This window comes from Nonomuraea sp. NPDC004186 (genome assembly GCF_053603495.1).
Window position 1 is genome coordinate 91528 of record NZ_JBSGFQ010000027.1, and the last position, 25014, is coordinate 116541.

At 72.6% G+C, this 25014-nt stretch carries 32 protein-coding genes; 12 read left to right on the top strand and 20 right to left on the bottom strand.

The window, feature by feature from the left end; translation table 11 throughout:
* Positions 1-3 precede the first annotated feature (3 nt).
* Genes ACWEPL_RS22750 through rbsK form a run of 4 tightly spaced genes read left to right on the top strand, consistent with a single transcriptional unit; the run spans position 4 to position 4380 of the window.
* Complete coding sequence (locus ACWEPL_RS22750; RefSeq protein ID WP_363972292.1) at positions 4-981, top strand: ADP-ribosylglycohydrolase family protein; 978 nt, start codon at positions 4-6, stop codon at positions 979-981.
* Positions 978-2117 (top strand): ADP-ribosylglycohydrolase family protein, encoded by a 1140-nt coding sequence (locus tag ACWEPL_RS22755; protein ID WP_357735971.1) that lies wholly within the window; start codon positions 978-980, stop codon positions 2115-2117. Before ACWEPL_RS22750 ends, ACWEPL_RS22755 begins: the two co-directional genes overlap by 4 nt.
* Entirely contained in the window at positions 2114-3499 is a 1386-nt protein-coding gene (locus ACWEPL_RS22760; protein ID WP_452437384.1) for an ADP-ribosylglycohydrolase family protein, read from the top strand. The genes ACWEPL_RS22755 and ACWEPL_RS22760 overlap by 4 nt, the downstream gene beginning before the upstream one ends.
* Positions 3496-4380, top strand: a complete 885-nt coding sequence (gene rbsK, locus ACWEPL_RS22765) for a ribokinase (RefSeq protein ID WP_452437385.1) — start codon at positions 3496-3498, stop codon at positions 4378-4380. The genes ACWEPL_RS22760 and rbsK overlap by 4 nt, the downstream gene beginning before the upstream one ends.
* Here rbsK and ACWEPL_RS22770 read toward each other — a convergent pair.
* Genes ACWEPL_RS22770 through ACWEPL_RS22780 form a run of 3 tightly spaced genes read right to left on the bottom strand, consistent with a single transcriptional unit; the run spans position 4377 to position 6245 of the window.
* A complete protein-coding gene (locus ACWEPL_RS22770; protein ID WP_452437386.1) occupies positions 4377-4943 on the bottom strand; it encodes a dihydrofolate reductase family protein in 567 nt (188 codons plus the stop codon). The genes rbsK and ACWEPL_RS22770 overlap by 4 nt on opposite strands.
* A gap of 54 nt (positions 4944-4997) precedes the next feature.
* A complete protein-coding gene (locus tag ACWEPL_RS22775; RefSeq protein WP_452437387.1) occupies positions 4998-5522 on the bottom strand; it encodes an NUDIX hydrolase in 525 nt (174 codons plus the stop codon).
* A gap of 33 nt (positions 5523-5555) precedes the next feature.
* On the bottom strand, positions 5556-6245 hold the full coding sequence (locus ACWEPL_RS22780; RefSeq protein WP_452437388.1) for a FadR/GntR family transcriptional regulator: 690 nt from the start codon (positions 6243-6245) through the stop codon (positions 5556-5558).
* 54 nt (positions 6246-6299) lie between these two features.
* On the opposite strand from ACWEPL_RS22780, the gene leuA reads away from it, so the two are divergent.
* On the top strand, positions 6300-8021 hold the full coding sequence (gene leuA / locus ACWEPL_RS22785) for a 2-isopropylmalate synthase (RefSeq protein ID WP_452437389.1): 1722 nt from the start codon (positions 6300-6302) through the stop codon (positions 8019-8021).
* Here the strand turns inward: leuA and pyrF are convergent, their stop codons facing one another.
* On the bottom strand, positions 8022-8846 hold the full coding sequence (gene pyrF / locus ACWEPL_RS22790; protein ID WP_363972273.1) for an orotidine-5'-phosphate decarboxylase: 825 nt from the start codon (positions 8844-8846) through the stop codon (positions 8022-8024).
* A 122-nt stretch (positions 8847-8968) separates the two neighbouring features.
* On the opposite strand from pyrF, the gene ACWEPL_RS22795 reads away from it, so the two are divergent.
* A complete protein-coding gene (locus ACWEPL_RS22795) occupies positions 8969-9445 on the top strand; it encodes a DUF2283 domain-containing protein (protein WP_363972271.1) in 477 nt (158 codons plus the stop codon).
* A 21-nt stretch (positions 9446-9466) separates the two neighbouring features.
* Positions 9467-10270, top strand: a complete 804-nt coding sequence (locus ACWEPL_RS22800; RefSeq protein WP_363972269.1) for an HAD family hydrolase — start codon at positions 9467-9469, stop codon at positions 10268-10270.
* Positions 10271-10316: 46 nt separating this feature from the next.
* On the opposite strand, the gene ACWEPL_RS22805 is transcribed toward ACWEPL_RS22800, so the two are convergent.
* The 5 genes from ACWEPL_RS22805 to ACWEPL_RS22825 form a co-directional block, all read right to left on the bottom strand.
* The gene (locus ACWEPL_RS22805) at positions 10317-10568 is read right to left on the bottom strand and encodes a hypothetical protein (RefSeq protein WP_350727078.1); all 252 of its coding nucleotides are present in this window, start codon (positions 10566-10568) and stop codon (positions 10317-10319) included.
* A gap of 13 nt (positions 10569-10581) precedes the next feature.
* Positions 10582-11151 (bottom strand): TIGR00645 family protein, encoded by a 570-nt coding sequence (locus ACWEPL_RS22810; RefSeq protein WP_355198303.1) that lies wholly within the window; start codon positions 11149-11151, stop codon positions 10582-10584.
* Positions 11152-11201: 50 nt separating this feature from the next.
* Entirely contained in the window at positions 11202-11345 is a 144-nt protein-coding gene (locus ACWEPL_RS22815; RefSeq protein ID WP_185077192.1) for a hypothetical protein, read from the bottom strand.
* A 152-nt stretch (positions 11346-11497) separates the two neighbouring features.
* Positions 11498-11707, bottom strand: a complete 210-nt coding sequence (locus ACWEPL_RS22820) for a hypothetical protein (protein WP_363972267.1) — start codon at positions 11705-11707, stop codon at positions 11498-11500.
* Positions 11708-11793: 86 nt separating this feature from the next.
* Positions 11794-12135, bottom strand: coding sequence for a winged helix-turn-helix transcriptional regulator (locus ACWEPL_RS22825; RefSeq protein WP_363972265.1), 342 nt, complete (start codon positions 12133-12135; stop codon positions 11794-11796).
* 84 nt (positions 12136-12219) lie between these two features.
* Here ACWEPL_RS22825 and ACWEPL_RS22830 point away from each other — a divergent pair, with 84 nt between their 5' ends.
* Positions 12220-12933: an NADPH-dependent F420 reductase gene (locus ACWEPL_RS22830; RefSeq protein WP_452437390.1), complete on the top strand. Its 714-nt coding sequence runs from the start codon at positions 12220-12222 to the stop codon at positions 12931-12933.
* A 105-nt stretch (positions 12934-13038) separates the two neighbouring features.
* A complete protein-coding gene (locus tag ACWEPL_RS22835; protein ID WP_350727083.1) occupies positions 13039-13413 on the top strand; it encodes a hypothetical protein in 375 nt (124 codons plus the stop codon).
* Positions 13414-13517: 104 nt separating this feature from the next.
* Here ACWEPL_RS22835 and ACWEPL_RS22840 read toward each other — a convergent pair whose 3' ends face one another.
* A complete protein-coding gene (locus ACWEPL_RS22840) occupies positions 13518-14177 on the bottom strand; it encodes an endonuclease V (RefSeq protein ID WP_452437391.1) in 660 nt (219 codons plus the stop codon).
* A gap of 33 nt (positions 14178-14210) precedes the next feature.
* Here ACWEPL_RS22840 and ACWEPL_RS22845 point away from each other — a divergent pair, with 33 nt between their 5' ends.
* Positions 14211-15605 (top strand): alpha/beta hydrolase, encoded by a 1395-nt coding sequence (locus tag ACWEPL_RS22845; RefSeq protein WP_452437392.1) that lies wholly within the window; start codon positions 14211-14213, stop codon positions 15603-15605.
* Between the two features lie 25 nt (positions 15606-15630).
* Positions 15631-16371, top strand: coding sequence for a sulfite exporter TauE/SafE family protein (locus tag ACWEPL_RS22850; RefSeq protein ID WP_452437393.1), 741 nt, complete (start codon positions 15631-15633; stop codon positions 16369-16371).
* On the opposite strand, the gene ACWEPL_RS22855 is transcribed toward ACWEPL_RS22850, so the two are convergent.
* Genes ACWEPL_RS22855 through ACWEPL_RS22870 form a run of 4 tightly spaced genes read right to left on the bottom strand, consistent with a single transcriptional unit; the run spans position 16340 to position 19104 of the window.
* Positions 16340-17140: a type 1 glutamine amidotransferase gene (locus tag ACWEPL_RS22855; protein ID WP_452437394.1), complete on the bottom strand. Its 801-nt coding sequence runs from the start codon at positions 17138-17140 to the stop codon at positions 16340-16342. The genes ACWEPL_RS22850 and ACWEPL_RS22855 overlap by 32 nt on opposite strands.
* The gene (locus tag ACWEPL_RS22860) at positions 17137-17964 is read right to left on the bottom strand and encodes a bifunctional 5,10-methylenetetrahydrofolate dehydrogenase/5,10-methenyltetrahydrofolate cyclohydrolase (RefSeq protein WP_363972254.1); all 828 of its coding nucleotides are present in this window, start codon (positions 17962-17964) and stop codon (positions 17137-17139) included. Before ACWEPL_RS22860 ends, ACWEPL_RS22855 begins: the two co-directional genes overlap by 4 nt.
* The gene (locus ACWEPL_RS22865) at positions 17961-18566 is read right to left on the bottom strand and encodes a cyclodeaminase/cyclohydrolase family protein (RefSeq protein ID WP_363972252.1); all 606 of its coding nucleotides are present in this window, start codon (positions 18564-18566) and stop codon (positions 17961-17963) included. The genes ACWEPL_RS22860 and ACWEPL_RS22865 overlap by 4 nt, the downstream gene beginning before the upstream one ends.
* A 28-nt stretch (positions 18567-18594) precedes the next feature.
* Complete coding sequence (locus tag ACWEPL_RS22870) at positions 18595-19104, bottom strand: hypothetical protein (RefSeq protein ID WP_350727090.1); 510 nt, start codon at positions 19102-19104, stop codon at positions 18595-18597.
* 144 nt (positions 19105-19248) lie between these two features.
* Here ACWEPL_RS22870 and ACWEPL_RS22875 point away from each other — a divergent pair, with 144 nt between their 5' ends.
* Positions 19249-20172, top strand: a complete 924-nt coding sequence (locus tag ACWEPL_RS22875) for an NHL repeat-containing protein (protein WP_363972249.1) — start codon at positions 19249-19251, stop codon at positions 20170-20172.
* 53 nt (positions 20173-20225) lie between these two features.
* Here the strand turns inward: ACWEPL_RS22875 and ACWEPL_RS22880 are convergent, their stop codons facing one another.
* From ACWEPL_RS22880 to ACWEPL_RS22905, 6 genes are all read right to left on the bottom strand, one after another.
* Complete coding sequence (locus ACWEPL_RS22880) at positions 20226-20990, bottom strand: chitosanase (RefSeq protein ID WP_350727092.1); 765 nt, start codon at positions 20988-20990, stop codon at positions 20226-20228.
* Between the two features lie 88 nt (positions 20991-21078).
* A complete protein-coding gene (locus ACWEPL_RS22885) occupies positions 21079-21681 on the bottom strand; it encodes an FMN reductase (protein WP_363972247.1) in 603 nt (200 codons plus the stop codon).
* A gap of 24 nt (positions 21682-21705) precedes the next feature.
* Positions 21706-22779, bottom strand: a complete 1074-nt coding sequence (locus tag ACWEPL_RS22890) for an LLM class flavin-dependent oxidoreductase (RefSeq protein ID WP_350727094.1) — start codon at positions 22777-22779, stop codon at positions 21706-21708.
* A gap of 196 nt (positions 22780-22975) precedes the next feature.
* The gene (locus ACWEPL_RS22895; protein WP_363972245.1) at positions 22976-23632 is read right to left on the bottom strand and encodes a Rossmann-fold NAD(P)-binding domain-containing protein; all 657 of its coding nucleotides are present in this window, start codon (positions 23630-23632) and stop codon (positions 22976-22978) included.
* On the bottom strand, positions 23629-24201 hold the full coding sequence (locus ACWEPL_RS22900; RefSeq protein ID WP_452437395.1) for a DUF4291 domain-containing protein: 573 nt from the start codon (positions 24199-24201) through the stop codon (positions 23629-23631). The genes ACWEPL_RS22895 and ACWEPL_RS22900 overlap by 4 nt, the downstream gene beginning before the upstream one ends.
* Before the next feature lie 41 nt (positions 24202-24242).
* Positions 24243-24980, bottom strand: coding sequence for an IclR family transcriptional regulator (locus ACWEPL_RS22905; protein ID WP_363972241.1), 738 nt, complete (start codon positions 24978-24980; stop codon positions 24243-24245).
* Positions 24981-25014: the final 34 nt, after the last annotated feature.

Here is a 25014-nt window from a genome sequence, read left to right on the forward strand (position 1 = left end):
ACGATGTCGGGGGACAGAATCAGAGGGGCCTTCGCCGGGCTCGCCGTCGGTGACGCCGCCGGATGGCCGGCGGCCAGGCACCGGGCGGCGCTGCACGCCCCCTGGAGCAGACGCCTGCACAGAGAGCTGGACGCCTTCGCGGAGGAGCACGAGGTCACCACGCTGCCGGTCCCGTTCGCGCTCAACCAGCCCACGGCCCCGCTGGCCGTAGGCCCGTCCGACGACGCCGAATGGCTCGCCTGGACGGCGCTCACGATCGACCGTCCGAGAGCCGAGGCGTTCAGGGAGCTGCGCCGGGACGGCGTCAGAGGGCGGATCTCGGTGGCCACCGCGCTCGACAACCTCGCCAAGGGCGTCGAGCCGCCCGCGTCCGGGCACGACAACCCGCACCATTTCGACGACGCCGCCGCCGTCAGGGCCGTGGCGTTCGGGGTCCTGGGACGGGACCCCACGCAGGACGCCCAGGTGACGAACGCGTACGACGGCGTCCTGGGCGCCGTGGCCATGGCCGCCGCCGTGGCCGAGGCCGTGCGGTCGGGATCGGTGGCCGGGGCGGTGGAGGCGGCGCTGGCCGTGCTGCCCGAGGACACCGCCATCGGCCACAACGCCCGCGCGGCGCTGGCCGTCACGCGCAAGGCGGGCGACCCGTTCGCGGCCGTGCCCGCGCTGGACGCCGCGCTGCTCGACCACGTCTACAGCTACGGCGTCGGCGCCGCGCAGACCGTGCCGGTGGCGCTGGCGCTGGCCGAGGCGGCGGGCGGCGAGCTCACGCGGGCGGTGCCCGCGGCCGCCTGCCTGGCCGCGCTGGCCGACTCGGCGCCCGCGCTGACCGGCGCGCTCGCGGGCGCGTGCCGTGGATTGGAGGCGATCCCGGAGGGGTGGATCGCGTCGGCCCGCACGCTGGCCGGTTGTTGCCTGCCTGATCTGGCGGGCCGGGATCTGATCCAGCTATCGACAGGACTATCGGAGGGAATCGCATGACGCCGCTTGAAGACAGGGCCACTGGCTGCGTGGCGGGGGCGGCGGTCGGTGACGCGCTGGGCGGCGCCACCGAGGGCTGGACCCCCGAGCAGATCGTCGAGAGGTACGGGGGCCGCGTCGAGGGCATCGTGCCGCCGTTCAACGAGGACTGGCGCAACGCCCGCCCCATCGCCCCGTACCACAAGGGCGACGGCCACATCACGGACGACACGTTGATGACGCACGCCCTGATCCGCGTGTACGAGAAGGCCGGCGGGCACCTGACCGCGTACTCGATGGCCGAGCACCTAGTGCCCGAGCTGATGGGCGAACGGCGCTGGATCCCCGAGCTGGAGGCCGAGGCGCTGCCGCTGCAGCGGATCTTCCTGGCCGAGAAGTGGATCGTGGCCAGGCTCCACTACGGGCACGTGGACCCGCGCGAGGCCGGTGTCGGCAACATCGTCAACTGCGGCGCCGCCATGTACGTAGCCCCCGTCGGCATCGTGAACGCCGCCGACCCCGACGCCGCCTACGCCGAGGCCGTCGACCTGGCCGGGGCGCACCAGTCCAGCTACGGCCGGGAGGCCGCCGGGGTGATGGCCGCCGCCGTGGCCGAGGCCATGCGACCGGGCGCCACCGCGGACTCCGTGATCGCGGCCTGCCTGCGCCTGGCCAAGGACGGCACGAGGGCCGCCATCGAGTCCGTCTGCGAGGCCGCCGCCGGGCTGGGGCACTGGGACGGGTCGTTCGAGACGCTGCGCGCCGCCATGCGGCCCTACGACACGGTCGCCGACACCTACCGCGACCAGGGGCTGGGCGCGCGGCGGCCGAGCCGGGTGCACAGCATCGAGGAGCTGCCGCTGGCGCTCGGGTTCCTGGTGATCGCCAAGGGCGACTACCGCGAGACCGTGCTGGGCGGTGTCAACTACGGGCGCGACGCCGACTCGATCGCGTCCATGGGCGGGGCCATCGCGGGCGCTCTCGGGGGGCTGTCCGCGGTGCCGTCGCAGTGGGTCTCGCAGGTGGGGGCGGCCAGCCGTACGGACCTGGTGGCCCCCGGGCTCGCGATCGCGGAGGTGGCGCGCCGGGTGCACGCCGACGACCTGGTACGGCGCCGCGGCCACGAGGCCGCCTTCGCCGACCTCGACCGCCGGTGATCCGCCTCACCTGGGTCCAGCCGGAGGACCTGATCGGGCACGAACTCCGCCAGGCCGCCGAGGACGGCCGGGCCACCGGCCCCGACGCGGAGCGCGTTCGGGAGATCGCGGCCCGCTGGCACGCGGTCGGCGGCCACGACGCGCCCCCGCGCGCCGGGGCCTCCGAGCCGGGCGCGGCCCGGCTGCGGGACCTGGCCGGAGAGCTGCTGGACGAGCTGGCCGCCGTCCCGTCCCCGCTGCCCGAGCCCTCGGACCTGGCGGGCATCGTCGCCGCCTGCCCGTCCTGGCCGGGCACAGCCCCGGGAGCGGCCCAGGGAGCGGCCCAGGGAGCGGCCTCGCGAGCGGCCGTGGATCCGGCGCGGGTGCTGGGCGCGTGGCAGGGGAGGGCGGCCGGGTGCGTGCTCGGCAAGCCCGTGGAGAAGATCCCGCGCGAGGGCATCAGGCAGATCGCCGAGGCCACCGGCAACTGGCCCATCCGCGGCTGGTTCACCGCCAAGGGGCTCCCGGACGACGTCGCCCGCCGCTGGCCGTGGAACCGGCGCAGCGCCGTCAACTCCCTGGCCGAGAACATCGACGGCATCCCCGAGGACGACGACCTCAACTACCCGCTGCTGGCCCTGTCCGTCCTGGAGCGCCACGGACGCGGCTTCACCACGGACGACGTGGCCAAGCTGTGGCTGGACGAGCTCCCCGCCGGCCGTACGTTCACCGCCGAGCGGGTCGCGTACCGCAACCTCCTGGACGGCGTCGAGCCGCCCGCCACGGCCACCCGCCGCAACCCGTTCAGGGAGTGGATCGGCGCCCTGATCAGGGCCGACGTGTACGGCTGGAGCAACCCCGGCGACCCCGCCACGGCGGCGGAGCACGCCTGGCGCGACGCCCGCCTGACCCACACCGCGAACGGGATCTACGGGGCGATGTTCGTGGCCGCCATGTGCGCGGCCGCCCTGGTCGCCACCTCCCCCGAGGAGGTCGTACGGGCGGGCCTGTCGGTGGTGCCGGAGCGCTCGCGCCTGCACGAGGCGGTACGCCTGGCCGTCGCGGACGCCGCCCGCGAGGACGACTTCGAGCGGGTCGTCGACCTCCTGCACGAACGCCATGGCGGCCTGCACTGGGTGCACACCATCAACAACGCCGCCCTCGTCGCCGCCACGCTGATCCACGGCCGCGGCGACTTCACCGCCACGATCGCCGGAGCGGTGGCCGGCGGCTGGGACACCGACTCCGCCGGGGCCACGGCCGGCTCCGTCGCGGGCGCGCTGAACGGCGGCGTGCCGGACCAATGGCGGATGCGCGACAGCCTGGCCAGCAGCCTGACCGGGTACGACGGGGTGGGGCTGGCCGCGCTGGCCGCCCGCACACAGGAGATGATGGGGCCATGATCTCGGTTTTCGGCAGCGCCAACATGGACCTCGTCGCGTACGTCTCCGAGGCCCCCAAGCGGGGCGAGACGGTCACCGGGCACCGGTTCCGCACCGTGCCCGGCGGCAAGGGCGCCAACCAGGCCATCGCCGCCGCCCGCGCGGGCGCGCACGTGGCCTTCCTCGGGGCGGTGGGCGACGACGGGTTCGGGGCGGAGATGCGCGCCACGCTGCAGGAGGCCGGAATCGACGTACGCGGCCTGCGCGAGGTGCCCGGGCCCAGCGGCATCGCGCACATCGTGGTGGACGACCAGGGCGGCAACTCGATCATCGTCGTCCCCGGCGCGAACGGCACCATCGCCGGCCCCTCGGGCGAGGACCTGGCCGCCATCGCCCGCTCGGACGCGCTGCTGCTCCAGCTCGAACTGCCCATGGAAGCCGTCGTGGCGGCCGCGCAGGCCGCCCAGGTCTCCGGCGTGCATGTCTACCTGACCCCGGCCCCAGCCCGGCCGCTGCCGGACGAGCTCCTCGACGCGGTCACCACGATCGTCCCGAACGAGCACGAGGCCGCCGCCATCACCGGCGCCGCCGGCCCGGACGCCGCCCTCGACGCGCTGCTGGAGCGGGTCGAGGAGGTGCTGATCACGCTGGGCTCCGAGGGCGCGCTGTACGGGTCGCGCTCGGGGGAGCGGCTGCGGGTGCCCGCTGTGAAGGTGGAGGCCGTGGACACGACCGCGGCGGGCGACACCTTCGTGGGCGCGTTCGCCGTGGCCAGGTCGGAGGGGATGAGCGTGGCCGACGCGCTGGGCTTCGCGTCCACGGCGGCGGCGCTGTCGGTGCAGCGGGAGGGGGCCAGCACGTCCATGCCGACCCGCCACGAGATCGAGGCCGCGCTGCCCTAGCCCTCGGCCCGCTCGTAGCGCAGCAGCGCCACCCCGGCGTCGAACGTGCGCGTCTCCACCAGGCGCAGGCCGGTCCGCTCCTTGAAGGGCGGGAACAGCGGCCGGCCGCCGCCGAGGACGACCGGGTGCACCATGATGTGGTACTCGTCGATCAGCCCCAGCTCGGTGAGCGCGCCGGCCAGCCGGGAGCCGCCGTTCAGCAGGAGGTCCTTGCCGGGCCCGCCCTTCAGCTCGGCGACCTCCTTGGCGAGGTCCCCGGAGATGATCCGGGCGTCCCAGCCGGCCTCCTGCAGCGTGGTGGAGAAGACGACCTTCGGGGTGCTGCGCCAGACGGGGGCGAACTTGAGGTCGTGCGGGTCGTCCGAGATCGACTCCGCGTGGGGCCAGTAGCTGGACATCATCTCCCAGACGACGCGGCCGTACAGGAAGGTGCCGACGCGGGCGTGGACCTCGTCCCCGTACGCCGACAGCTCCGGCCCCATGGTCGGCCAGTCGAACTCCCCGTTCGGGCCCTCGATGTGGCCGTCTACGGAGGTGTGGACCCAGTAGATGAGCTTGCTCATGGTGTGCTCCTTCGCGTTGTGCTCATGACTGGGTCGGAGCCGCCCGCGCGTTCTTCACATCCCTTCCGAAGATTTTTTCTCCTGCGTCCAGAGAAGCCTCACGGGGGCCTGGGGCCGTACGCCGGCCAGGAGATCGGGCAGCAGCGCGGCCAGCCCGGGCGGGAACACGCGCTCCTCGGTGGCGGCCAGCTCGTCCGCGCGCCACCAGCGGTGGCCGAGCTTGAACTCCTCCGTCTCGTACTCCTCCAGCGCCGTGGGGGTGACGGTCGCGGACAGCACGCGGGCGAAGAAGTACGTGTGCACGGTGTAGAAGTGGCGGCCCAGGTTGGACCACGCGCCTTCGTTCACCGCCACGGGGTCGCCGAGGTCGGTGGCGCCGAGCACGTGGCCGGTCTCCTCCAGCGCCTCGCGTGCCGCCGCCTGCGCCGGTGACTCGCCCGGCTCCAGGCCGCCGCCGGGCAGGTGCCAGGCGGGCTCCTTCGGCCACGGGTCCGGCGGGATGAAACGGAGCAGCAGGACGCGGTCGTCGGGGGCGGCCAGGATGACGCGGGCCGCGGGGCGCTGCGTGCGGATGGTCACGGTCGAACCGTAACGAACGGGGGCTGCGCGGGGCTACGAGTCGTGCAGGTGGGCGAGCGTCTGCTCCAGCTCCGCCTGCAGGATCGCGCCCGCCGCGTCCCCGTCCCCGTCCCGGACGGCGGCCACCAGCTCCGCGTGCGTGTCGTGCCCGGGATTGCGATCGTGCGCGCGCAGCCCCAGCACCTCCACCAGGCCGATCAGCCCCTCGCGCAACGCCGGCGCGAACTCGGCGAACAGGTCCGTCAGCACCGGGTTGCCGGCCGCCGCGACGACCGCCGCGTGCAGGGCGATGTCGGCGTCCACGAACGCCGCGTCGTCCTGCGCCGCCGCCCGCGCCCGCGCCGCCAGCGCCTCCTCCAGCGCCGCGACGTCCTCCTCGGTACGCCGCCGCGCGGCCATCCGGGCCGCCTGCGTCTCGACCATCATGCGCACCTCGTAGACGTCCGTGATGGCGGCCCGGCGCAGCCGGGCGGGCCAGTCCTCGGCGATGTCCGTGGCGATCACGAACACCCCGGAGCCCTGCCGGGCCTGCACGAGCCCGGCCCCCGCCAGCGCGCGCAGCGCCTCCCGGACGGTCGAGCGCCCCACTCCCAGCGCCTTGGCCAGCGCGTTCTCGCCGGGCAGGCGGGTGCCCACGGGCCATTCGCCCTGCGTGATCTGCTCGCGCAGGTGCTGGGTGGCCTGCTCGACGAGCGGGCTGGGACGGAGGGAGCCGAGCGGCATCGAACGAACCTCTCAGGTTGTCTGAGGACCTGTGTTGTGATTAGTGTAGCCGCCATGACGCCGTCCGTGTACGCCTGGAACCGTCAACGTCCCAGCACCATGCCCTACCACCGCTACCGGCCCGCCCACGAGCGCGTCGAGGTGCCGCTCACCGAGCGCGACTGGCCGTCCGCGCGCATCACGCGGGCCCCGCTCTGGGTGCCCGTGGACCTGCGCGACGGCAACCAGGCGCTGGCCGAGCCGATGGACCCGGCCCGCAAGCGCCGGATGTTCGACCTGCTGACGGGCATGGGGTTCAAGGAGATCGAGGTCGGCTACCCCTCCTCCAGTCAGCTCGACTTCGACTTCGTCCGCCACCTGGCCGAGCCCGGCGTCGTGCCGGAGGACGTGACCGTGGTCGTCTTCACGGCCGCCAGGCAGGACCTGATCGAGCGGACGTTCGCCGCCATCGAGGGCCTGCCCCGCGCGGTCGTGCACCTCTACACCGCCACCGCCCCCACCTGGCGGAACGTGGTGCTCGGCCACGACAGGAACGAGCTGCGCGGCCTGATCATGGACGCCGCCGGGCACATCGCCCGGCTCGCGGACGGCCTCGACGTGCGCTTCCAGTTCTCGCCGGAGGTGTTCAACCTCACCGAGCCCGACTACGTGCTGGAGGTCTGCAACGACCTGACGGCCCTGTGGGACGCCGCGCCGGACCGCCCGGTGATCCACAACCTGCCCGCGACGGTCGAGGTGGCCACCCCCAACGTGTACGCCGACCAGATCGAGTACATGCACCGCCACCTCGACCGCAGGGACGCGGTGATCCTCTCGGTGCACCCGCACAACGACCGCGGCACCGGCGTGGCCTGCGCCGAGCTGGCCGTGCTGGCCGGCGCCCAGCGGGTGGAGGGCTGCCTGTTCGGCAACGGCGAGCGGACCGGCAACGTGGACCTGGTGACCCTCGCGCTCAACCTGCACACCCAGGGCGTGGACCCCATGCTCGACCTGTCCGACATCGACGAGATCCGCCGGGTCGTGGAGCACTGCAACCGGCTGCCCGTGCCCGAGCGCCACCCGTACGCGGGAGACCTCGTCCACACCGCCTTCTCCGGCACCCACCAGGACGCCATCGGCAAGGGCCTGGCCCACCACGCCAAGCGGGCCGCCGAGCTGGGCGTGCCGCCGGAGCAGGCGCCGTGGGAGGTGCCGTACCTGCCCATCGACCCCGCCGACGTGGGCCGCGGCTACCAGGCGGTCATCCGGGTCAACAGTCAGTCGGGCAAGGGCGGCATCGCCTACCTCCTGCGCACCCGCTACGGGCTGGAGCTGCCCCGCCGCCTGCAGATCGACTTCTCCTCGGTCGTGCAGCGGGCCACCGACGGCAGCGGCGAGGAGATCACGGCCGAGCAGCTGTGGGAGCTCTTCCACGCCACCTATCTGGCCCCGGGGGAGACCGGCGCGCTGGCCGAGTGGAGCACGAGGGAGACGGCGCCGGGGGTGCACGAGTTCGAGGGCACGCTGAAGTCGGGGCGCCGGCTGCGCGGCACCGGCAACGGGCCGCTGTCCGCGCTGACCGCCGCGCTCGGCGACGACGGGATCGACGTGGACATCCTCCACTTCGCCGAGCACGCCCTGGACCCGGGCCGGGGCAGCCTCGCGATCGCCTACGTGGAGGCCCGCGTCGACGGCGTCACCAGCTGGGGCGCGGCCCAGGACACCTCGGTCCTGACCGCCTCGGCGCACGCCGTGCTGGCCGCCGTCAACCGCGTGCTGGCCTCCGTGCCGGCCTGATCAGGTCGTGGTGGTGATCTTCGCGTCCAGGTGCGCCGCGCACTCGTCGCGGAAGTAGAGCGTACGGGAGCGCAGCCGCTTGGGGTCGGCCAGGACCGCCCGGGAGACCGAGGGCACGACGGCGTGCCGTACGGAGGCGAACAGCCGCGCCACGTCGGCGGGAGAGGCTCCCTGGGCGCCCAGCCCCGGCGCGAGGATGGGGCCGTTGAGGTCGTCCAGCGAGTGCTCCAGCTCGGGCAGCGTGGCCCCCATCACGACCCCGATGGGCCCCAGCGGCTCGTGCCCGGCGTTCGCCGCGGCGACCCCGGCCAGCACCTGGTCGGCCACGAGCCGCTGCAGCGGGGCCGCCTCCGGGTTGGAGGTGCGGGCCAGCACGAAGACGCCGGCGTCGTTGGCCAGGGCCGACAGGATCGCGCCCTCCAGCGACCCGAACCCGAGGTACGGGCTCAGCGTCACGGCATCGGCGGCCAGCGGGCTGCCCCGGTCGAGGTAGGCCTCGGCGTAGGCGGCCATCGTGCTGTCGATGTCGCCCCGCTTGACGTCGAGGAGCACCAGCGTCCCGGCCTCGCGCAGGTCGGCGATGGTGCGTTCCAGCACCGCGATGCCGCGGCTGCCCCAGCGCTCGTAGAAGGCGGACTGCGGCTTGACCAGGGCCGCCACGTCGCCGACAGCCTCGACGACCGTGCGGCTGAAGCGTTCCAGACCGGCGGGCGAGTCGTCGAGCCCCCAGGCGTGCAGCAGCGCCGGGCTCGGATCGATGCCCACACAGAGCGGCCCGCACTCGTCGAGCCTGGCTCGAAGGCGCGTCCCGAATGACTCGTTCATTTCAAGGGCCCCCTTATGACCGTACGCAGCCTAGCTTGCGGCGGCCGTGGCCAGGAATGCTTACTTCGGCGCCGGTATGGGATCGGGCCTTCAAGTGGCTTTCCGGGGGTAGATCAGGCTATATGTACGAGATCGCCCATCGGGTGCTGGTGCTGCGTACCGATCCGCCGCGTGATGTCACCGTCACGGTCGGCGTTCCTTACGAAGAGCCGACGGGGGACTGGTCGTGCCCGTACCGGATCGACGGGCTCGACGGGTGGGAGCACGAGCGGAAGGTCACCGGGGTCGACTCGCTGGAGGCGATCGAGCTGGCCCTGGCCATGCTGCGGGCGGCGCTGGCGGGCTCGCACGAGGCCAAGGAGGGGCTGCTGAGCTGGGACGAGGCGCCGTCGGGGCAGCGGCCGCAGACGGTGTACGTGAGCTTGGACAAGCTCCGAGATATCGCCTATATCGCGATGAAGCACGAAATAGCGCCAGAAGAGGTTGTAAGTCAGGTTGAAGTGGCGAATGTCGTTCTTGATTTCGGCGACGCCGGGCAACTCCTCGGCCTGGAGATCTCGAACGCGGCCGGGCGGCTCCCGTCCGAGATGCGGATCTGAAAGATCGGCATAATCGGCACCATGAGCGCCGGCATCCTCCCCCGCCTTGTGGCCACCGACCTCGACGGCACCCTCCTCAACTCCTCACGTGCCATCACCCCTCGCACCCGAGAGGCCCTTCAGGCCGCCCGCGCGGCCGGAGCCGAGATCGTCTTCGTCACCGCCAGGCCGCCGCGCGGCATCCGCGCGATCGCCGAGCAGGCGGGCGTCACGGGCGTCGCGATCTGCAGCAACGGCGCGATCGTGTACGACCTGGCCACCGACGCGGTCGTCACCAGCCATCTCCTGGACCGGACGGCGGCGAACAAGGTCGCGCAGGCCCTGGCCGCGGCCCTGCCCGGGGTCGGCCTGGCCGTCGAGACGGGCCGGGGCGTGCTCGCCGAGGCCGCCTACACCAGGCGCATCGTGGAGGACCTGGCCTACCTCCGCGAGGTGAGCTCTGTCTTCGACGGCGACGACCCCATCATCAAGTTGCTCGCCCAGTCGCAGACCAGCACGGCGGACGAGATGATCGCGGCCGTCATGGCGGGGATCGAGGGGCTGGCCGAGGTCACGCACTCCGGCGGGACCGGGCTCCTGGAGATCAGCGCTGCCGGGGTGACGAAGGCGAGCACGCTCGACGTGCTGTGCCGGGAGCGGGGGATCGCGCCCGGCGAGGTGGTGGCCTTCGGCGACATGCCGAACGACCTGGCCGTGCTCGCCTACGCGGGCGCCGGGTACGCCATGGCCAACGCGCACCACCTGGTGCTGGCCGCGGTCGAGCGCCGCACGCTGTCCAACGACGAGGACGGCGTGGCCGCGGTGCTGGAGGAGCTGTACGGCTGAGGATCCGTACGTGCCCGCCCGCCCCCGCAGGCGGGCACGTACGGTGTCAGGCGTCGTCGTCCGACACCCGCGAGGCGCCCTTGCAGGTGGTGGGCGACTTGCCGAGCAGTGGGAGCAGCGACCCGCAGGTGCTCACGGGCAGCGACACCGGCTCGATGATCTCGTCGTTGAAGATGGTCACGTTGCCGATCAGCGGCGGGGGACCGCTCGGCCTGGCGGCCTCGCCCTCGGCGTGCGCGGCGCCCGCGAGCGAGCACACGAACACCGCGATCGTCACGATGACGGCCGGCCGCCTCACCGGAGCGCCCCGGCTAGGCGGCGACCCGTTCCTGCTTCAGGGTCGACTGCCGCTCGCCCCCGTTCGTCTCGGCGTCGCGCCGCGCGCCCGCCATGATGCGGTCGATCAGCGCCAGCGTCAGCGCCGAGACCACGAAGGTCAGGTGGATCAGCGTTTTCCACAGCAGCTCCCGGTCGGTGATGGTCGGTCTGGACGCGTTGATGAAGATCTGCAGGAGGTGGACGGACGAGATGCCGATGATCGCCATGGCCAGCTTGACCTTCAGCACGTTGGCGTTGACGTGGGAAAGCCATTGGGGCTGGTCGGGGTGCCCATCGATGCGTATTCGGGAGACGAACGTCTCGTAGCCGCCGATGATGACCATGATGAGCAGATTGGAGACCATGACCACGTCCACGAGGCCGAGGACGATCAGCATGACGGTGGTCTCCGGTGGTGAGCCGCCGAAGCCGAGCTCGATCAGATGGAGCAACTCCAGCATGAACCGCCACGTGTACACGATCTGGGCGAGGATCAGCCCCATGTAGAGCGGCGCCTGAATCCACCGGCTGAGGAACATGAAGTAGCCGACATAACCAGACATGGTCCGTGACTCCGGTGGAGGGTCGGCCACGGGCACCTGCGCGAGCCGCACTAGGACGTGAAGACGTTGACGTGCTGGACCCAGGTCTCGACGCGCACGATGGGCGGGTCGGTGGTGAGCTTGTCGAAAGCGATGGAGGGTAGGGCGCCCGCCAGCGCGAGTGCGGCGACGGCGGTCAGGACGCGGACCTTCAAAGGATCTCCTAGCTGCTCTGCGCTATCGGATGGACTGGGCTTGCGCTGCAGGGGGAACTGATCGGGCCACCGTGGCGGGCGGCGCGGCCGGCTTCGCCGCGCCGCCTGCCCGGATAACCGGATCGGCCGGGGACGTGCCCAGGCTGAGCCGGTCAGGGCTGCAAGCAGCTCACGGCCGGGACCTCGGCCGGCACGGCCGGGGCGGTCGGGTCGATCAGCGTCGTGGCGCCGGCGCCGGCCTCGGCCAGGCAGGGGACCAGGGCGAGAGGATCCACCACGGCGTAGGAGGCCGGGGCGGAGAGCAGGGTCAGGCCACCGGCCAGGGCCGCGACGGCGGCGATCCTACGGGGGGAGAAAAGCATAGAACCTCCTGGGAGACGGTAATGAACAACCGTCGTCTAGCTACCCAGGGTAGTGATCCAGTAACGCTCCGTATATTAGAAAGCTCTCACGTCTCCCAGCGGTCCTGCGCGGCCATGACCTCGTCGGCGTGGTCGTGCGCCCACGCCCCGAACGCCTCGATCGGGGCGAGGAGCGTGCGGCCGAGGTCGGTCAGCTCGTACTCGACGCGGGGCGGGGCCTCCGCGTACGTGCGGCGCGTGACCAGGCCGTTGAACTCCAGGCGGCGCAGCGTCTCGGTGAGGACCTTGGTGCTGATGCCGCCGATCTCCTCGCGCAGCCGCCCCGGCCGGCGCGGGCCGTGGCGCAGCGCCCACAGGACGACCGCGTTCCAGGTGTTGGCCAGCAGGTCGAAGGCCAGCCGGGCCTGGCAGTCGGCGATGAACCCCAACGAGGCCTCCGTTAGTCACCAAACGGTGTGTGACGGGCTTTCTACAGTCCTTCTACTTACCAGTTCATACGACGGAGGACGAACATGCGTATCGGGATCCTGGGGGCGGGCGGCATGGCGGACGCCCTGGGCACGCAGTGGGCCAGGGCGGGGCACGAGGTGATGATCAGCGGCAGGGACGCGTCCGCGAGCGCGGCCCGGGCCGCGACGATGACGGCCGAGGCGGCCCGCACGTCGCCCGAGGTGGCGGGCGCGCGGGCAGGCGCGGCAGGCGCGGACGCTCAGGTGGCGGGTGCGCGGGGCGAGGTGGTGGGCGTGCGGGCCGGGAGTTGGGCGGAGGCGGCGGCGTTCGGGGAGGTCGTGATGGTGGCCGTCAGGCAGGCGGGGCTGGCCGGCGTGCTCGAGTCCGCCGGCGGCGCGCTGCGCGGCAAGCCCGTCATCGACGTGGCCAACGCCGAGGGCCCGTACGACCCCGCCCGCCCCATCGCCCCGCTGATCCGCGACCTCACGGGAGGGCACGTGGTGAAGGCGTTCAACCTGTGCCACGTGGACGTGTGGCGGCTGACACCGCCGGTGTTCGACGGCAGGCCGCTGGCGGTGCCGCTGTGCGGTGACGACCCGGCCGCCCTGGCCGCGGTGCGTACGCTGGTCGCCGACCTCGGCTGCACGCCGGTGGACGGCGGCGGGCTCGACCGGGCCGTGCTGCTGGAGGCGACGGCCGCGTTCATGATCGGGCTCTGGTTCGGCGGCGCCGACGCCCAGGCCGTGCTCCCCCCGGTGGCCTATTCGGGCGTCTGAGTCGTACGACCGGCGGTGTATCGGGGATGACGACGAGCGGCGGATGCCCTCCGGCGGGCCTGGCAAGATCCTGGAGACCTCAAACCAGGTCGAAGGAGAGATCCAGTGGTAACCCAGGTCGCCAAGGGGAACGGGTACGTGACCGCGTTCAAGGCCGTGGTCGTCCTCAACACGCTGTCCGTCCTGGCGCAGGCCGTGACGGCCGGGCAGCTGATGAGCGGGGGAGGGGCGGGCTCGCACGGCATGGGGGCGTTCGCCGTGCACGTGCTGGGGCTGCTGCAGCTCGTCGCGGCCGTCCTGCTGTGGCGGCCCGGCCGGGGCCCGGGCTGGCCCGCGCTGGTCGGCCTGGCGGTGCTGCTGCTCGGCTTCGTCCAGTCCGCGCTGGGCGGATCGGGCGTGCTGGCGGTGCACGTACCGCTCGGGATGACGCTTTTCGGGCTCAGCGTCTGGCTCCTCGTCTGGGCCTGGCGCCCGCGATGATGGCGGGGGTCAGCCGGGCTGGTGGGTTCGGGCATCAGCCCGGGTGAGGGCCGGTGGTCGGCGCGGGCATCAGCCGGGGTGAGGGTCGGTGGTCGGCGCGGGCATCAGCCGGGGTGGCGGGCCAGGTGGTCGGCGCGGCGGATCGGGTCGGGGAGGCGGTAGCGCGGGGCGAGCCGCAGGACCTGGTCGGTGACCGTGTCCAGGGAGATGCGGTGGCCCTGGGAGACGTACACCGGCTTGATCTCCCGCTGCGTGCGCAGCGCGCGGCCGACGACGGCGCCCTCGTGGACGATCGGCGCCCAGTCGCCCCGCTCCTGCCCCGGCGGCTCGTGCGTGCCGACGAAGGGCGTCTTGCCCACGCCGAGCGCGGGCAGGCCGGTCAGCACGCCCAGGTGGCAGGCCAGGCCGAAGCCGCGCGGGTGCGCCAGCCCGTACCCGTCGCAGATCAGCAGGTCGGGCGTCACCGTGAGTCGTTCGAGCGCCTCCACCAGGGCGGGCAGCTCCCGGAAGGCGAACAGCCCCGGCACGTACGGGAACGCCACCCGCCCGCGCACCGTCACCTCCTCCACCGTCGCCATCGTGCCGGCGTCGAGGACGACCACGGCGGCCGTGAGGTCGTCGTCGCCGTGATAGTGCACGTCCAGGCCCGCGACCAGGGAGAAGTCGGCGGGGCCGGTGAGCTCGACGCGTCCGCGGAGCCGGTCCTGGACGGCCTCGGCCTCGGCGGTGGTGGTGGGCCATGGGTGAAGCTGCTGTACCTGCACCCGGCCTAAGCTAGTACGCGTAGGGTCAGGCTCATGATCGAGGTGCTGGTGGTCGTCGGCCCCGGCGTGGTGGCCGACGCGGGGTTGCTGGAGGAGATCGCGGCCCGCGAGTTCGCCGCCGCGGGGGTCTCCGGGACGCTCGTCCACGCCCGCGACGCCTCTCACGTCCTCTCGCTGCTGTCGTCGCCGTCCTCGCCGGAGGGGGCGGGCGGTGTGGTCGTGCTGCCGGGGCCCTCGGCCGAGGTGCGCTCGCTGATCGGGCGGGACCTCGGGGCGGTGGTCTGGGTGGACGTCGAGCGCGCCGACGGGGTGACGGCCGGGGATGGCGCCACCCACCTGCACGGGCGCGGCGTCGGCGGGCTGGCCTGGGGGATCCGCCATGCCGTGCACCGGGTACGGCATCCGTCGCGGCGGATCGCGTACGGGCCGCTGCCGGAGCAATGGGGCGAGCTGTACCTTCCGGACGCGGACGAGCCGCCCGTGGTGATGCTGATCCACGGCGGGTACTGGCGGTCGATCTGGGCGGCCGACATCATGGGGCCGCTCTGCGCCGACCTGGTCGGGCGCGGGCTCGCGGTGTGGAACCTCGAATACCGGCGGCCGGATCTGCACGGCTGGGACGCGACGACGGCGGACGTGGCGGCGGGACTGTCCGCCCTCGCGACGGCGCACGCCGCGCCGCACGGCTCGGACGCGCTCCCGCCGGACGCGCTCCCGCCGGACGCGCTCCCGCCGGACGCGCTCCCGCCGGACCTGCTCCCGCCGGACCTGCTCCCCTCGGGCGCGCTTCCGGCGGGCGTCGATCGGACGGTGGCGCTGGACCTCACCCGGGTGACCGTCGCCGGCCACTCGGCAGGCGCCCAACTCGCCCTCCGCGCGGTTGCGGACGTGGTGGCCGGCGAGGCGTCCGCCACCGGCGGCGCCCAAGCGGCGGCGGGTGAGGCTCACGCACCGGATGCTCGCGAGGCCGGTGGGGCTCACGCGGTGGACAGGGCTCGCGGGGACGGTGGGGCTTGCGCGGACGGTGGGGCTCGTGCGGTGGGTGGGGTGCGGGTGGTGATGGTGGTGTCGCTCGCCGGGGTGCTCGATCTTGTGGAAGGCGACCGGCGGTGGGTCGGGACCGGCGCCGTCGGAGCCGCCCTGGGCGGGCGCGCACCCGAAGGCCAGGTGGCGGTGCCGCCGTACGCGGACGCCTCGCCGTTGCTCCGGCTCCCGCTCGGTGTACGCCAGCTCGTCGTCCAAGGCGCCGCCGACGACCTGGACCTGGTCGACTTCAGCCGCCGCTACGCCCGCGCGGCCGAGGAGGCCGGCGACGAGGTGACCTACCTCGAAATGCCCGGCGACCACTTCGACGTCATCAACCCCGCCACCCCGATCTGGCAGGCCACTGCCCGAGCGCTGGCGGGAGGCCCCGCCTCAAGGGGATAAAACGGACAACAACTAACATAACCGGGTGATCGTCGGAGAAACGCTCGGCCTGCTCGGAGCCGGGGTGGCGGCCGGAGTGGTGAGCACGGTCGTCAGCCTCGCCTCGATCGTCTCCTACCCGGCGCTCCTGGCGTTCGGTCTGCCCCCGCTCACCGCGAACGTCACCAACACCGTCGCCCTCGTCTTCACCGGCATCGGCGCCGCCGCCGGATCGCGGCCGGAGCTGGCCGGGGAGGGCGCCCGGGTGCTCAAACTCGGCCCCGTGGCCGCGGTCGTCGGCGCGACCGGCGCGTTGCTGCTGCTGGTCACCCCGGCCAGGACGTTCGAGCTGATCGCGCCCTGGCTGATCGCGATGGCCTCGCTGCTGCTGGTCAGGCCGCCGTCGGGGCGGGCGCACGGCGAGCACGGCGTGCTGGGGCGGGTGGCGCTGTTCGCCGTGACGATCTACACGGGGTATTTCGGCGCGGCCGGCGGGCTGATGGTGTTCGCCGTGCTGGCCCTCATGTTCGACCACCCGGCGGCCAAGCTGAACGCCATGAAGAACGTGATGTCCGGGCTGGCGAACGCGGTGGCCGCGCTCGGGTTCGCGCTGTTCGGGCCGGTGAACTGGGCCGCCGCGGCGCCGCTGGCAGCCGGGTTTCTGCTCGGGGGGTGGATCGGGCCCAGGATCGCGCGCCGGCTGCCGGGCAACAGCCTGCGCTACCTGGCGGCCGCCTGCGGGCTGGCGGTGGCGGTCAAGCTCGGCTGGGACTCGTACGCGCGCTGACCCCCTCGGGCGCCCCGATGGAGAGCCCGGTGGAGAGCCCGGTGGAGAGCCCAGTGGAGAGCCCAGTGGAGAGCCCGGTGGAGAGCCTGGTGGCGAGCGCGGCGAAGCGGGTGGTGACCCGGTGCCAGATCGGCGTGGAGACCGGCTCGTCCGCCACCGCCCGCGCGTAGACCTCCTCGGGGTCGAACCCGTCCGGCGACCACTCGCGGATGCGCGCCGGCAGCACCTCGGGATGGAACTGCACGCCCCAGGCCCGCTCGCCCATCCGGAACGCCTGGTACGGGCAGGCGCCCGTCTCCGCCAGCCAGACGGCCCCGCCGGGCAGCCGGGTGACCGCGTCCTTGTGGTGCTCGATCGCGGGCACCACCTCCGGCAGCCCGTGGAACAGCGGATCGCCCGCGGCCTCGGGCCGGATCGTGAGGGGGAGGCTGCCGTTCTCCGGCGCGCCGGTGTCGGCGGTCACCTCGCCGCCCGCGACCTCCGCGAGCAGTTGCCCGCCCAGGCAGATGCCGAAGAAGGGCACGCCCTCCTCCAGCGCCTGCCCCGCCAGCCGCCGGGCGTCGGCCAGCCACGGCGCCCGGTCGTCCTCGCCGGGCAGGTAGCCGCCGCCGAGCATGATCATGGCCGCGTGGTCGAGGCGGCCGGGCAGGGGAGCGCCCTCGTGGGCGAGGACGACGTCGAGCTTCAGCCCGGCCTCCTCCAGCCAGCCGCCCAGCCGGCTGGGGCCGCCGCTCCTGCTGTTCTGGACGATCAGGATCTGTTCGTTCACGGGAGGTTCGCCGCCCTGGCCGTGTGGCGCAGCAGCAGCGCGGTCGTCACCGGGCCGACCCCGCCCGGGACGGGCGTGAGCGCGCCCGCGACCTCCGACACCGCGTCGAAGTCCACGTCGCCGACCAGCCCGCCGTCGTCCGTGGGGTTGGTGCCGACGTCGATCACCACCGCGCCCGGCGCCACGTGCCCGGCGCCGATCAGCCCGGCGCGGCCCACGGCCGCGACCAGCACCTCGGCGGTAGTGGTGACCGAGGCCAGGTCCCGGGTGCGCGAGTGGCAGACGGTCACCGTGGCGTTCCGGTCGAGCAGCAGGTGGGCCAGCGGCTTGCCCACCACGGTCGAACGCCCGACCACCACCGCCCGCCGGCCCTCCAGCTCCACCTCGTAGTGGTCGAGCAGCGCCATCACGGCCGCAGCCGTGGCGGGCGGGAACGCGGGCAGCCCGGCGGCGAGCCGGCCCAGCGAGAGTGGGTTGGCGCCGTCGACGTCCTTGCGCGGGTCGATGGCCGCGGCCAGCCGCTGCGCGGAGGCGCCCGCGGGCAGCGGGGTCTGCAGCATGAGCCCGTGGACGTTGGCGTCGGCGCTGAGCTTGGTCAGCGTCTCGCCGATCCGCTCGGGCGCGGCCTCGGGCCCGAGATCGACGAGGTCGCAGGCGATGCCCACGCCGGCCGCCGCCTTGGCGATCGACCTGACGTACCACAGGCTCGCCTCGTCGTCCGTCGCCACCACCACGGCCAGCCGCGGCTGCGGGCCCGCCGCGGCCTCGGCCTCCGTCTGGGCCCTGATGGCGGCGGCCAGCTCTTTCCCGGTCAGGGTTCTCACGGGTTGATCTCCTCGCGTACTTCGGCGGTCACCCAGTCTGCCCTGGCCACGGCCGCGTCCACACCGTGGACACGGGCTTTCAGCTCCTCGCGTATCCGCTCGTCCTTGATGCCCGACAGGTTGACCTCGACGTTGATCCGGGCGGTGGTGAGCGCGGCGCGGGCGGCCTCCGCGGCGGCGGCGACGTCGGTGACGACGTTGCGATTGCAGATCGGCAGCAGCACCTCGCACAGCTCGACCACCCGCGTGGCGGTCTCGACCACCCTGGCGGGCGGCTCGGCGGCGCCGGCCAGCGCCCGGGCGATGGCGGCGCTGCGCTCCTCGCCCTTGGGCAGCCGGTACGCGTTCGTGACCGCGGTGAACGCCGCCGCGTCCGCCTCGGCCAGCCGCAGCGCGCGGACCCGCAGGGTGTCGGTCTCCCCGATCACGCCGACGACGGTCTCGGCGTGGCCGGCGTACTTCTCCCCGGTCGTGTAGCGGGCGACCATGCCGAGCAGCGCGGCGCCCTGGGCCGCGTGCAGGGCGGCCGTGGCGCCGCCGCCCGGCGCCGGCACTCTGTCGGCCAGCTCGGTCAGGAAGTCGACGATCTTTGAGTCGCGCATGGCGGCATTCTGTCAGGCCACGCGTCCCTCATTCCCGATGCATGGGCCGCGTGGCGTCCTCCGGTCCGCTGTACGACGCGTACGGCGAGGGCGCCGGCCCGTACTCGGGCTCGTAGACGGCCTGCTTCCCCGAGGACCGCCACCGCGACGGGAACAGCGAGACGACCACCAGCGCCACCCCCAGGAACAGCAGCACCCCCGAATCCGCCACCGTCCGGAACCCCTGCTCCATGACGTTCGGCAGCCAGTGGTCGGGCAGCACCCGCACGCCCCGCAGCTCCACGATGGGAAGGACGCCGAGCGCGGTGAACGCCAGGCCGCCGAGCAGCGAGGCGATCGGCGACAGCCGCGAGCCGGCCAGGAACGCGAACGCGATCCCCGACGCCACGATCGCGGACAGCCCGAGCCAGGACAGCTCGAACGCCGACTGGAATCTGAGCAGGTGGTCGCCGATGCCGTACCAGAGGCTCGCGGCGATGATCGGAGGGAGGAGCAGCCCCGCGACCACTCCCAGAACATGACGGGCACCGTTTGACATGTCTAAACCCCGTTTGTTCGCTTGTGCCCCAACCTACCGCGCGATCCCGCGGCGTGCGGGTGGCCTTCCCCCCTTGCTGAAAGCTCCCTGTGAAGGCTGCCTTCAGGCTTTGCCCGGGCCGCGGGCGCGGGCATCGTGGGCCGCATGAGATCCGCGATCCTGAAGACCGCACTCAGCACCCTCGTCGTGGTCCTGCTCAGCGGCGTGCCCGCGCAGGCCACTGTGCAAGCCACTGGGAAGCCCGACACGTTCGCGCTGCCGAACGGGTTCCAGCCGGAGGGCATCGCGATCGGGCCTGGCCCGTACGCCTACTTCGGCTCCCGGGCGAGCGGTGACATCTACCGGGCCGACCTGCGGACCGGCGAGGGGTCCGTCATCAGCAAGGGCCCGGGCACGCCCTCGCTCGGGCTCAAGACCGACGGGCGCGGGCGGCTGTTCGTGGCCGGAGGCGCCGGCGGCGACGCCCGCGTGATCGATCTGCGTACCGGCGAGGTCGTCAAGTCGTACAAGCTGACCGCCGACCCGGCGTTCGTCAACGACGTCATCCTCACCAGGGGCGCGGCGTACTTCACCGACTCCCGCAACCCCGTCCTGTACAAGCTGGAGCTCGGGCGCGGCGGCGCGCTGCCCGGCGAGGCCGTCAAGATCCCGCTGTCCGGCGCCATCCAGTACACGACCGGCAACAACGCCAACGGCATCGCCCCCAGCCCCGACCGGGAGTCGCTGCTGATCGTCCAGTCGAACACCGGCAAGCTGTTCGAGGTCGACCCGTCCTCCGGGGTCACCACGGAGGTGGACCTGGGCGGCGAGTCGCTCGTCAACGGCGACGGCCTGCTGCTGGAGGGGCGGACCCTGTACGCGGTGCAGAACCGCCTGAACGCGATCGCCGTCGTCAACCTGACGCGCGACGGCGCATCCGGAAAAGTCGTGAAACGGCTGACCGATCCGCGGTTCGACATCCCGACGACGGTCGCCGCCTCCGGCAAGCGCCTCTACCTGCCCAACGCCCGCTTCACGACGACCCCGGCCCCCGACACGCCGTACTCGGTGGTCGCCGTCAAGCGCTGACAGCCCGGGACGGGCAGCGGGCCGGGCAGGGGGCCGCCCTGCCCGTCCGGGCCCTACTTCTTGATCGTGTAGCTGTCGCCGTAGACCTTCCAGGTCAGCGGCGGGTTCAGGTCGAGGTTGCCGTTCTTGAGGAAGACGCGCTGCATCGTGTCCACGCGCGTCGTGTCCTCGTGCGCCTCCTCCGCCTTCATCGCCGCCTTCCTGGCGTCAAGGAACGCGTTCAGGTACGTGACCTCGTTCCCGCCCTGCGCGGGCGGCTTGGCCTTGGCCAGGGCCGACTTCCTGATGCCGCCGAAGCTCAGCTTGTCGCTGCCCGGCCCGTGCATGACCATGGCGTCGTAGTAGACGAACTGGCCGAGCGCGCGCAGCCCGTCCTGCTTGGCCTGGTTGACGGCCGGGTTGAAGTACACGCGGTCGCGCTCGTCGTTCTGGGCCTGCTGGAAGACGGTGTCCTTGGCGGCCGTCTTCCAGTCCTTGGTGAAGTTCGGGTCGAGGCCCTTGTGGGAGGCGCTGCCGTTCACCTTGCGCAGGGCCGGGAGGTATTTGGCGAGGACGTTGCCGGGCTTGCGCTCGGCGTAGAGCTCGACTAACTCCAGCATGTCGCCGGTGCCCGAGCAGAAGCCGATGATCCCCGCCGTGTAGCCGCGGTCGTCGTCGATGTCCTCGATGTAGCCGTACTGGGCTTTCCAGTCGAGCGAGGAGTTCTCCGCGCTGGACACCAGCTGCATGGCGATGTCCTTCTTGTGCGGGTCATCGAGGTCGGCCGGGCCGGTGCCGGTGACGGCGAGGGAGAGGGTCAGGAGTGTGGCGGTCAGCACATGAGCCCCTGGAGGAGAGGGAGGTTAGGAAAGCTTCCTAACGAACCATACTCCGATAAGTCAACCTACGGGGCTCATGTTGTGAAAACTAACCCAAGGGCCGCAACGCGGCCAGCTGCTGCTCGAACGGGACGACCTCCTCCTCGGCCTCGGCCTTGGGCCTGCGGTGCAGCAGCAGGTCGGCCAGCTCCTCGGCGGCGCGGGCGATGCGCGGGCCGAGGCCGTCCGTGAAGGCGTCGGCCGCGCCGCCCCAGTCCTCCGAGGCCGCGTACACGGCGGTGGGGATGACAACGGCGCGCAGGTAGGCGAAGAGCGGGCGCAGCGCGTGCTCCAGCGCCAGCGAGTGCCGGGCCGTGCCGCCGGTGGCGGCGATCAGCGCGGGCTTGCCCGCCAGCGCCCCGTCGTCGATCACGTCGAAGAAGGACTTGAACAGGCCGCTGTACGAGCCGCTGAAGATCGGCGTGACCGCGATGAGCCCGTCGGCCTCCGTCACCGCCTCGATCGCCTCGCGCAGCCGGGCGTTCGGGAAGCCGGTCACGAAGTTGTTCGCGATGTCCACGGCGAGGTCGCGCAGCTCGATCACGCGTACCTCGGCCGGAGCCTGGCGCGTGACGGCCTCCGTCAGGCGGTCGGCGAGCAGGCGGCTGGAGGAGGGCTGGGTCAGCCCCGCTGTGACGACGGCGAGCTTCATCTGGTCGATCTCCTTTCCGATGGGTCAGGCGGTGGCGGGGACGCGGGCCGCGTGGGTGGGCCCGTCCGGGACCTCGGCGGGGCGGTCCTTGGCGAACTCCTTGCGCAGCACCGGCACGACCTCCTCGCCGAGGATGTCGAGCTGCTCCAGCACGGTCTTCAGCGGCAGGCCCGCGTGGTCCATCAGGAACAGCTGGCGCTGGTAGTCGCCGAAGTAGTCCCTGAACTCGAGGGTCCTGTCGATGACCTGCTGCGGGCTGCCCACGGTGAGCGGCGTCTCCGCCATGAACTCCTCCAGCGACGGCCCGTGGCCGTACACGGGGGCGACGTCGAAGTACGGGCGGAACTCGCGCACCGCGTCCTGCGAGTTCTTGCGCATGAACACCTGGCCGCCCAGGCCCACGACGGCCTGTTCCGCGGTGCCGTGGCCGTAGTGCGCGTAGCGCTGGCGGTAGAGGTGGATCAGGCGCATGAAGTGCTCCTTCGGCCAGAAGATGTTGTTGGCGAAGAAGCCGTCGCCGTAGTAGGCGGCCTGCTCGGCGATCTCGGGGCTGCGGATCGAGCCGTGCCACACGAACGGCGGCACTCCGTCCAGCGGGCGCGGCGTCGAGGTGAAGCCCTGCAGCGGGGTGCGGAAGCGCCCCTCCCAGTCGACGACGTCCTCGTGCCACAGCTTGTGCAGCAGGGAGTAGTTCTCGATGGCCAGCGGGATGCCCTGCCTGATGTCCTGGCCGAACCACGGGTAGACGGGCCCGGTGTTGCCCCGGCCCAGCATGAGGTCCACCCGGCCGTCCGCCAGGTGCTGCAGCATGGCGAAGTCCTCGGCGATCTTCACGGGGTCGTTGGTCGTGATCAACGTGGTGGCGGTGGACAGGATCAGGCGCTCCGTCTTGGCCGCGATGTAGCCGAGCATGGTGGTCGGCGAGGACGGCACGAAGGGCGGGTTGTGGTGCTCGCCGGTCGCGAACACGTCGAGCCCGACCTCCTCGGCCTTGAGCGCGATCGCCACCATCGCCTTGATCCGCTCGTGCTCCGTCGGCGTCCTGTCCGTGGTGGGGTCAGTGGTGACGTCGCCCACACTGAAGATTCCGAACTGCACTTTAGTCACCATCCATGACTGTTGAACTTTTGACGGCTACGGTAGCGCACAACCCCGCTGAGATATTCCACCATGGTGTGCACCAGTGCGCGGAACCTCCAGCCGGATCACGACAGGCTGGAGTTCGACATCGCCTTCGGCGCGGCATTCCGGGTCCACCGGTACGAGGCGCCCAGGGACGGGGGCGGCTGAGCGACTAGGCGGCCAGCGCGTTGATGTCGGACGGGCCGAGGATGCGCTTGGGCGCGCCGCGCTCGGCGACCGCGATCATGGCCCGTCCGATGCGCTCCGTCGTGGTGACCGCCGACGCGAACAGCCGCCGCAGGATCGGGTAGAGCGGCCGCGTCACCACATAGGCCAGCCGGTAGACCCGGGTCCGCGACGTGACGCCGTGCATCGGCTGGATGTAGCCGGGCCGGAACATGTAAGCCTCGAAGGGCAGCTCCAGCAGCGCGTTCTCGGTCGCGCCCTTCACCCTGGCCCACATCGAGCGCCCCTGGGCGTCGGTGCCGGCGCCCGACACGTACACGAACGTCGAGCCGGGGTTGAGCCGGGCCAGCGTGCGGCCCGCGGACAGGGTGACGTCGTAGGTGATCCGCCGGTAGTCCGGCTCGTTCATGCCCGCCGACGAGACCCCGAGGCAGAAGAAGCAGGCGTCGTAGCCGGCCAGCTCGGCCTCGATCGGGGCGAGGTCGAGCAGGTCGCGGTGGGTGATCTCGCGCAGCTTGCCGTGGACGACCCCCGTCGGGGCGCGCCCGACGGTGAGCACGGCGTCCACCCGGTCGTCGAGCAGGCATTCCCTGAGCACCCCGCGCCCGATCATTCCGGTCGCCCCGAACAGGATCACCCTCATGTCCCGATTGTCTCTCGGATCTCGTCGGGCAGGGGATAGGGCCGCTCCGCGGGCAGCAGGCCGCTCACGTCCGCACGCGCCACGACCGCCGCGCGCACCTCCCGTACCCGGTCGGTGATGTCGGTGATCGCCAGCGTCCACTCGTCGACGTAGCGCCGCACGGCCTCGCCGGACAGCCCGACCTGGATCGACCGGTACGGCAGCGCCTGGTGCCGCACCCCGCGCTCGGGATCCCACTGGATCCGCACCGGACTGCGCCGCATCCGGTCCGACCACCCGGGGCGGCGGTCGTCATGGCTCAGGCACGAGTGCGCCAGCGCCCACTCGAACCCCTCCCGCGACAGCGAAATGGCCAGCACCCGCTCCTGGCCGGGCTTGGTCGCCCACCCGCACCGGTACATCATCCACAGGAACGACGGCTTGATCCACGTCATCCGCTCGCGCTTGAACGGCGCCACGAACCGCTGCGCCGCCACGGCGGGCCCGGCGATGGCGGCGTCGTAGGCCTGGTAGACGGTGATCGACTCCTCGGTGTAGGCGGCACGGATCTGCCGGTAGGGCATGTTCATGCGGCCCAGCCTGGCGAAGAGCCGCACCGGAGGGCAACGGATTATGGCCCCGCCAGGTCCCGGACCGCGAGCGCCAGGTGGGCGGTGGCGGGCGTCGGGACGGTCAGGCCGCGGGCCGAGATGCCGATCGCCCACTGCGTCCCCGGCACGACCGCGCTCGCGCACGCCACATCCTCCCTGAACTGCCCGTGCTCCTCCACCACCTGCCCGGGCCGCAGCCCCGCCAGCTCCTCCTCCAGCTCCTCCACGCTCGAAGGGGTCACGGAGGTGAAGCGCTGCATGCCGTGCCCGGTGAGCACGCCGCGCCGGACATGCGGCGGGAGGGACAGCAGCAGCGCCTTGCCGAGCGCGGTGGCGTGCGGCGCCGTCTCCAGGCCCGCCTGCAGGTCCTCCAGCCACGGCGAGCGCGGCCCCTCCGCCACCTCCACCACCATCAGGCGATCGTCGGCGAGCTGGGCCAGGTAGGCGGTGTGGCCGGAGGCGTCGGCCAGGTGCCGCAGCACCTCCGAGGCGCGCGGCGGCCGCTCGAACGACTCCAGCATCTCGTGGAACCGCTCGGCCACCTGCGAGCCCGGCAGGTAGTCGCCGTCGGGCAGCCGGTGCAGGTAGCCCTCGTAGCAGAGGGTTCGGACGAGGTGGTACGACGTGGACAGGTTCAGGCCACATCGGCGGGCGATGACCTTGACCGACAGCGGCCGGTCGGCACGCGAGACCTCTTCCAGCACGCGGAGCGCGCGGGAGACGCTGCGGATCAGGTCGCTGGGTTCTTCCCCGGTCATCCATATAGCATGCCGCCGCGTCGGCTTCTCCGCC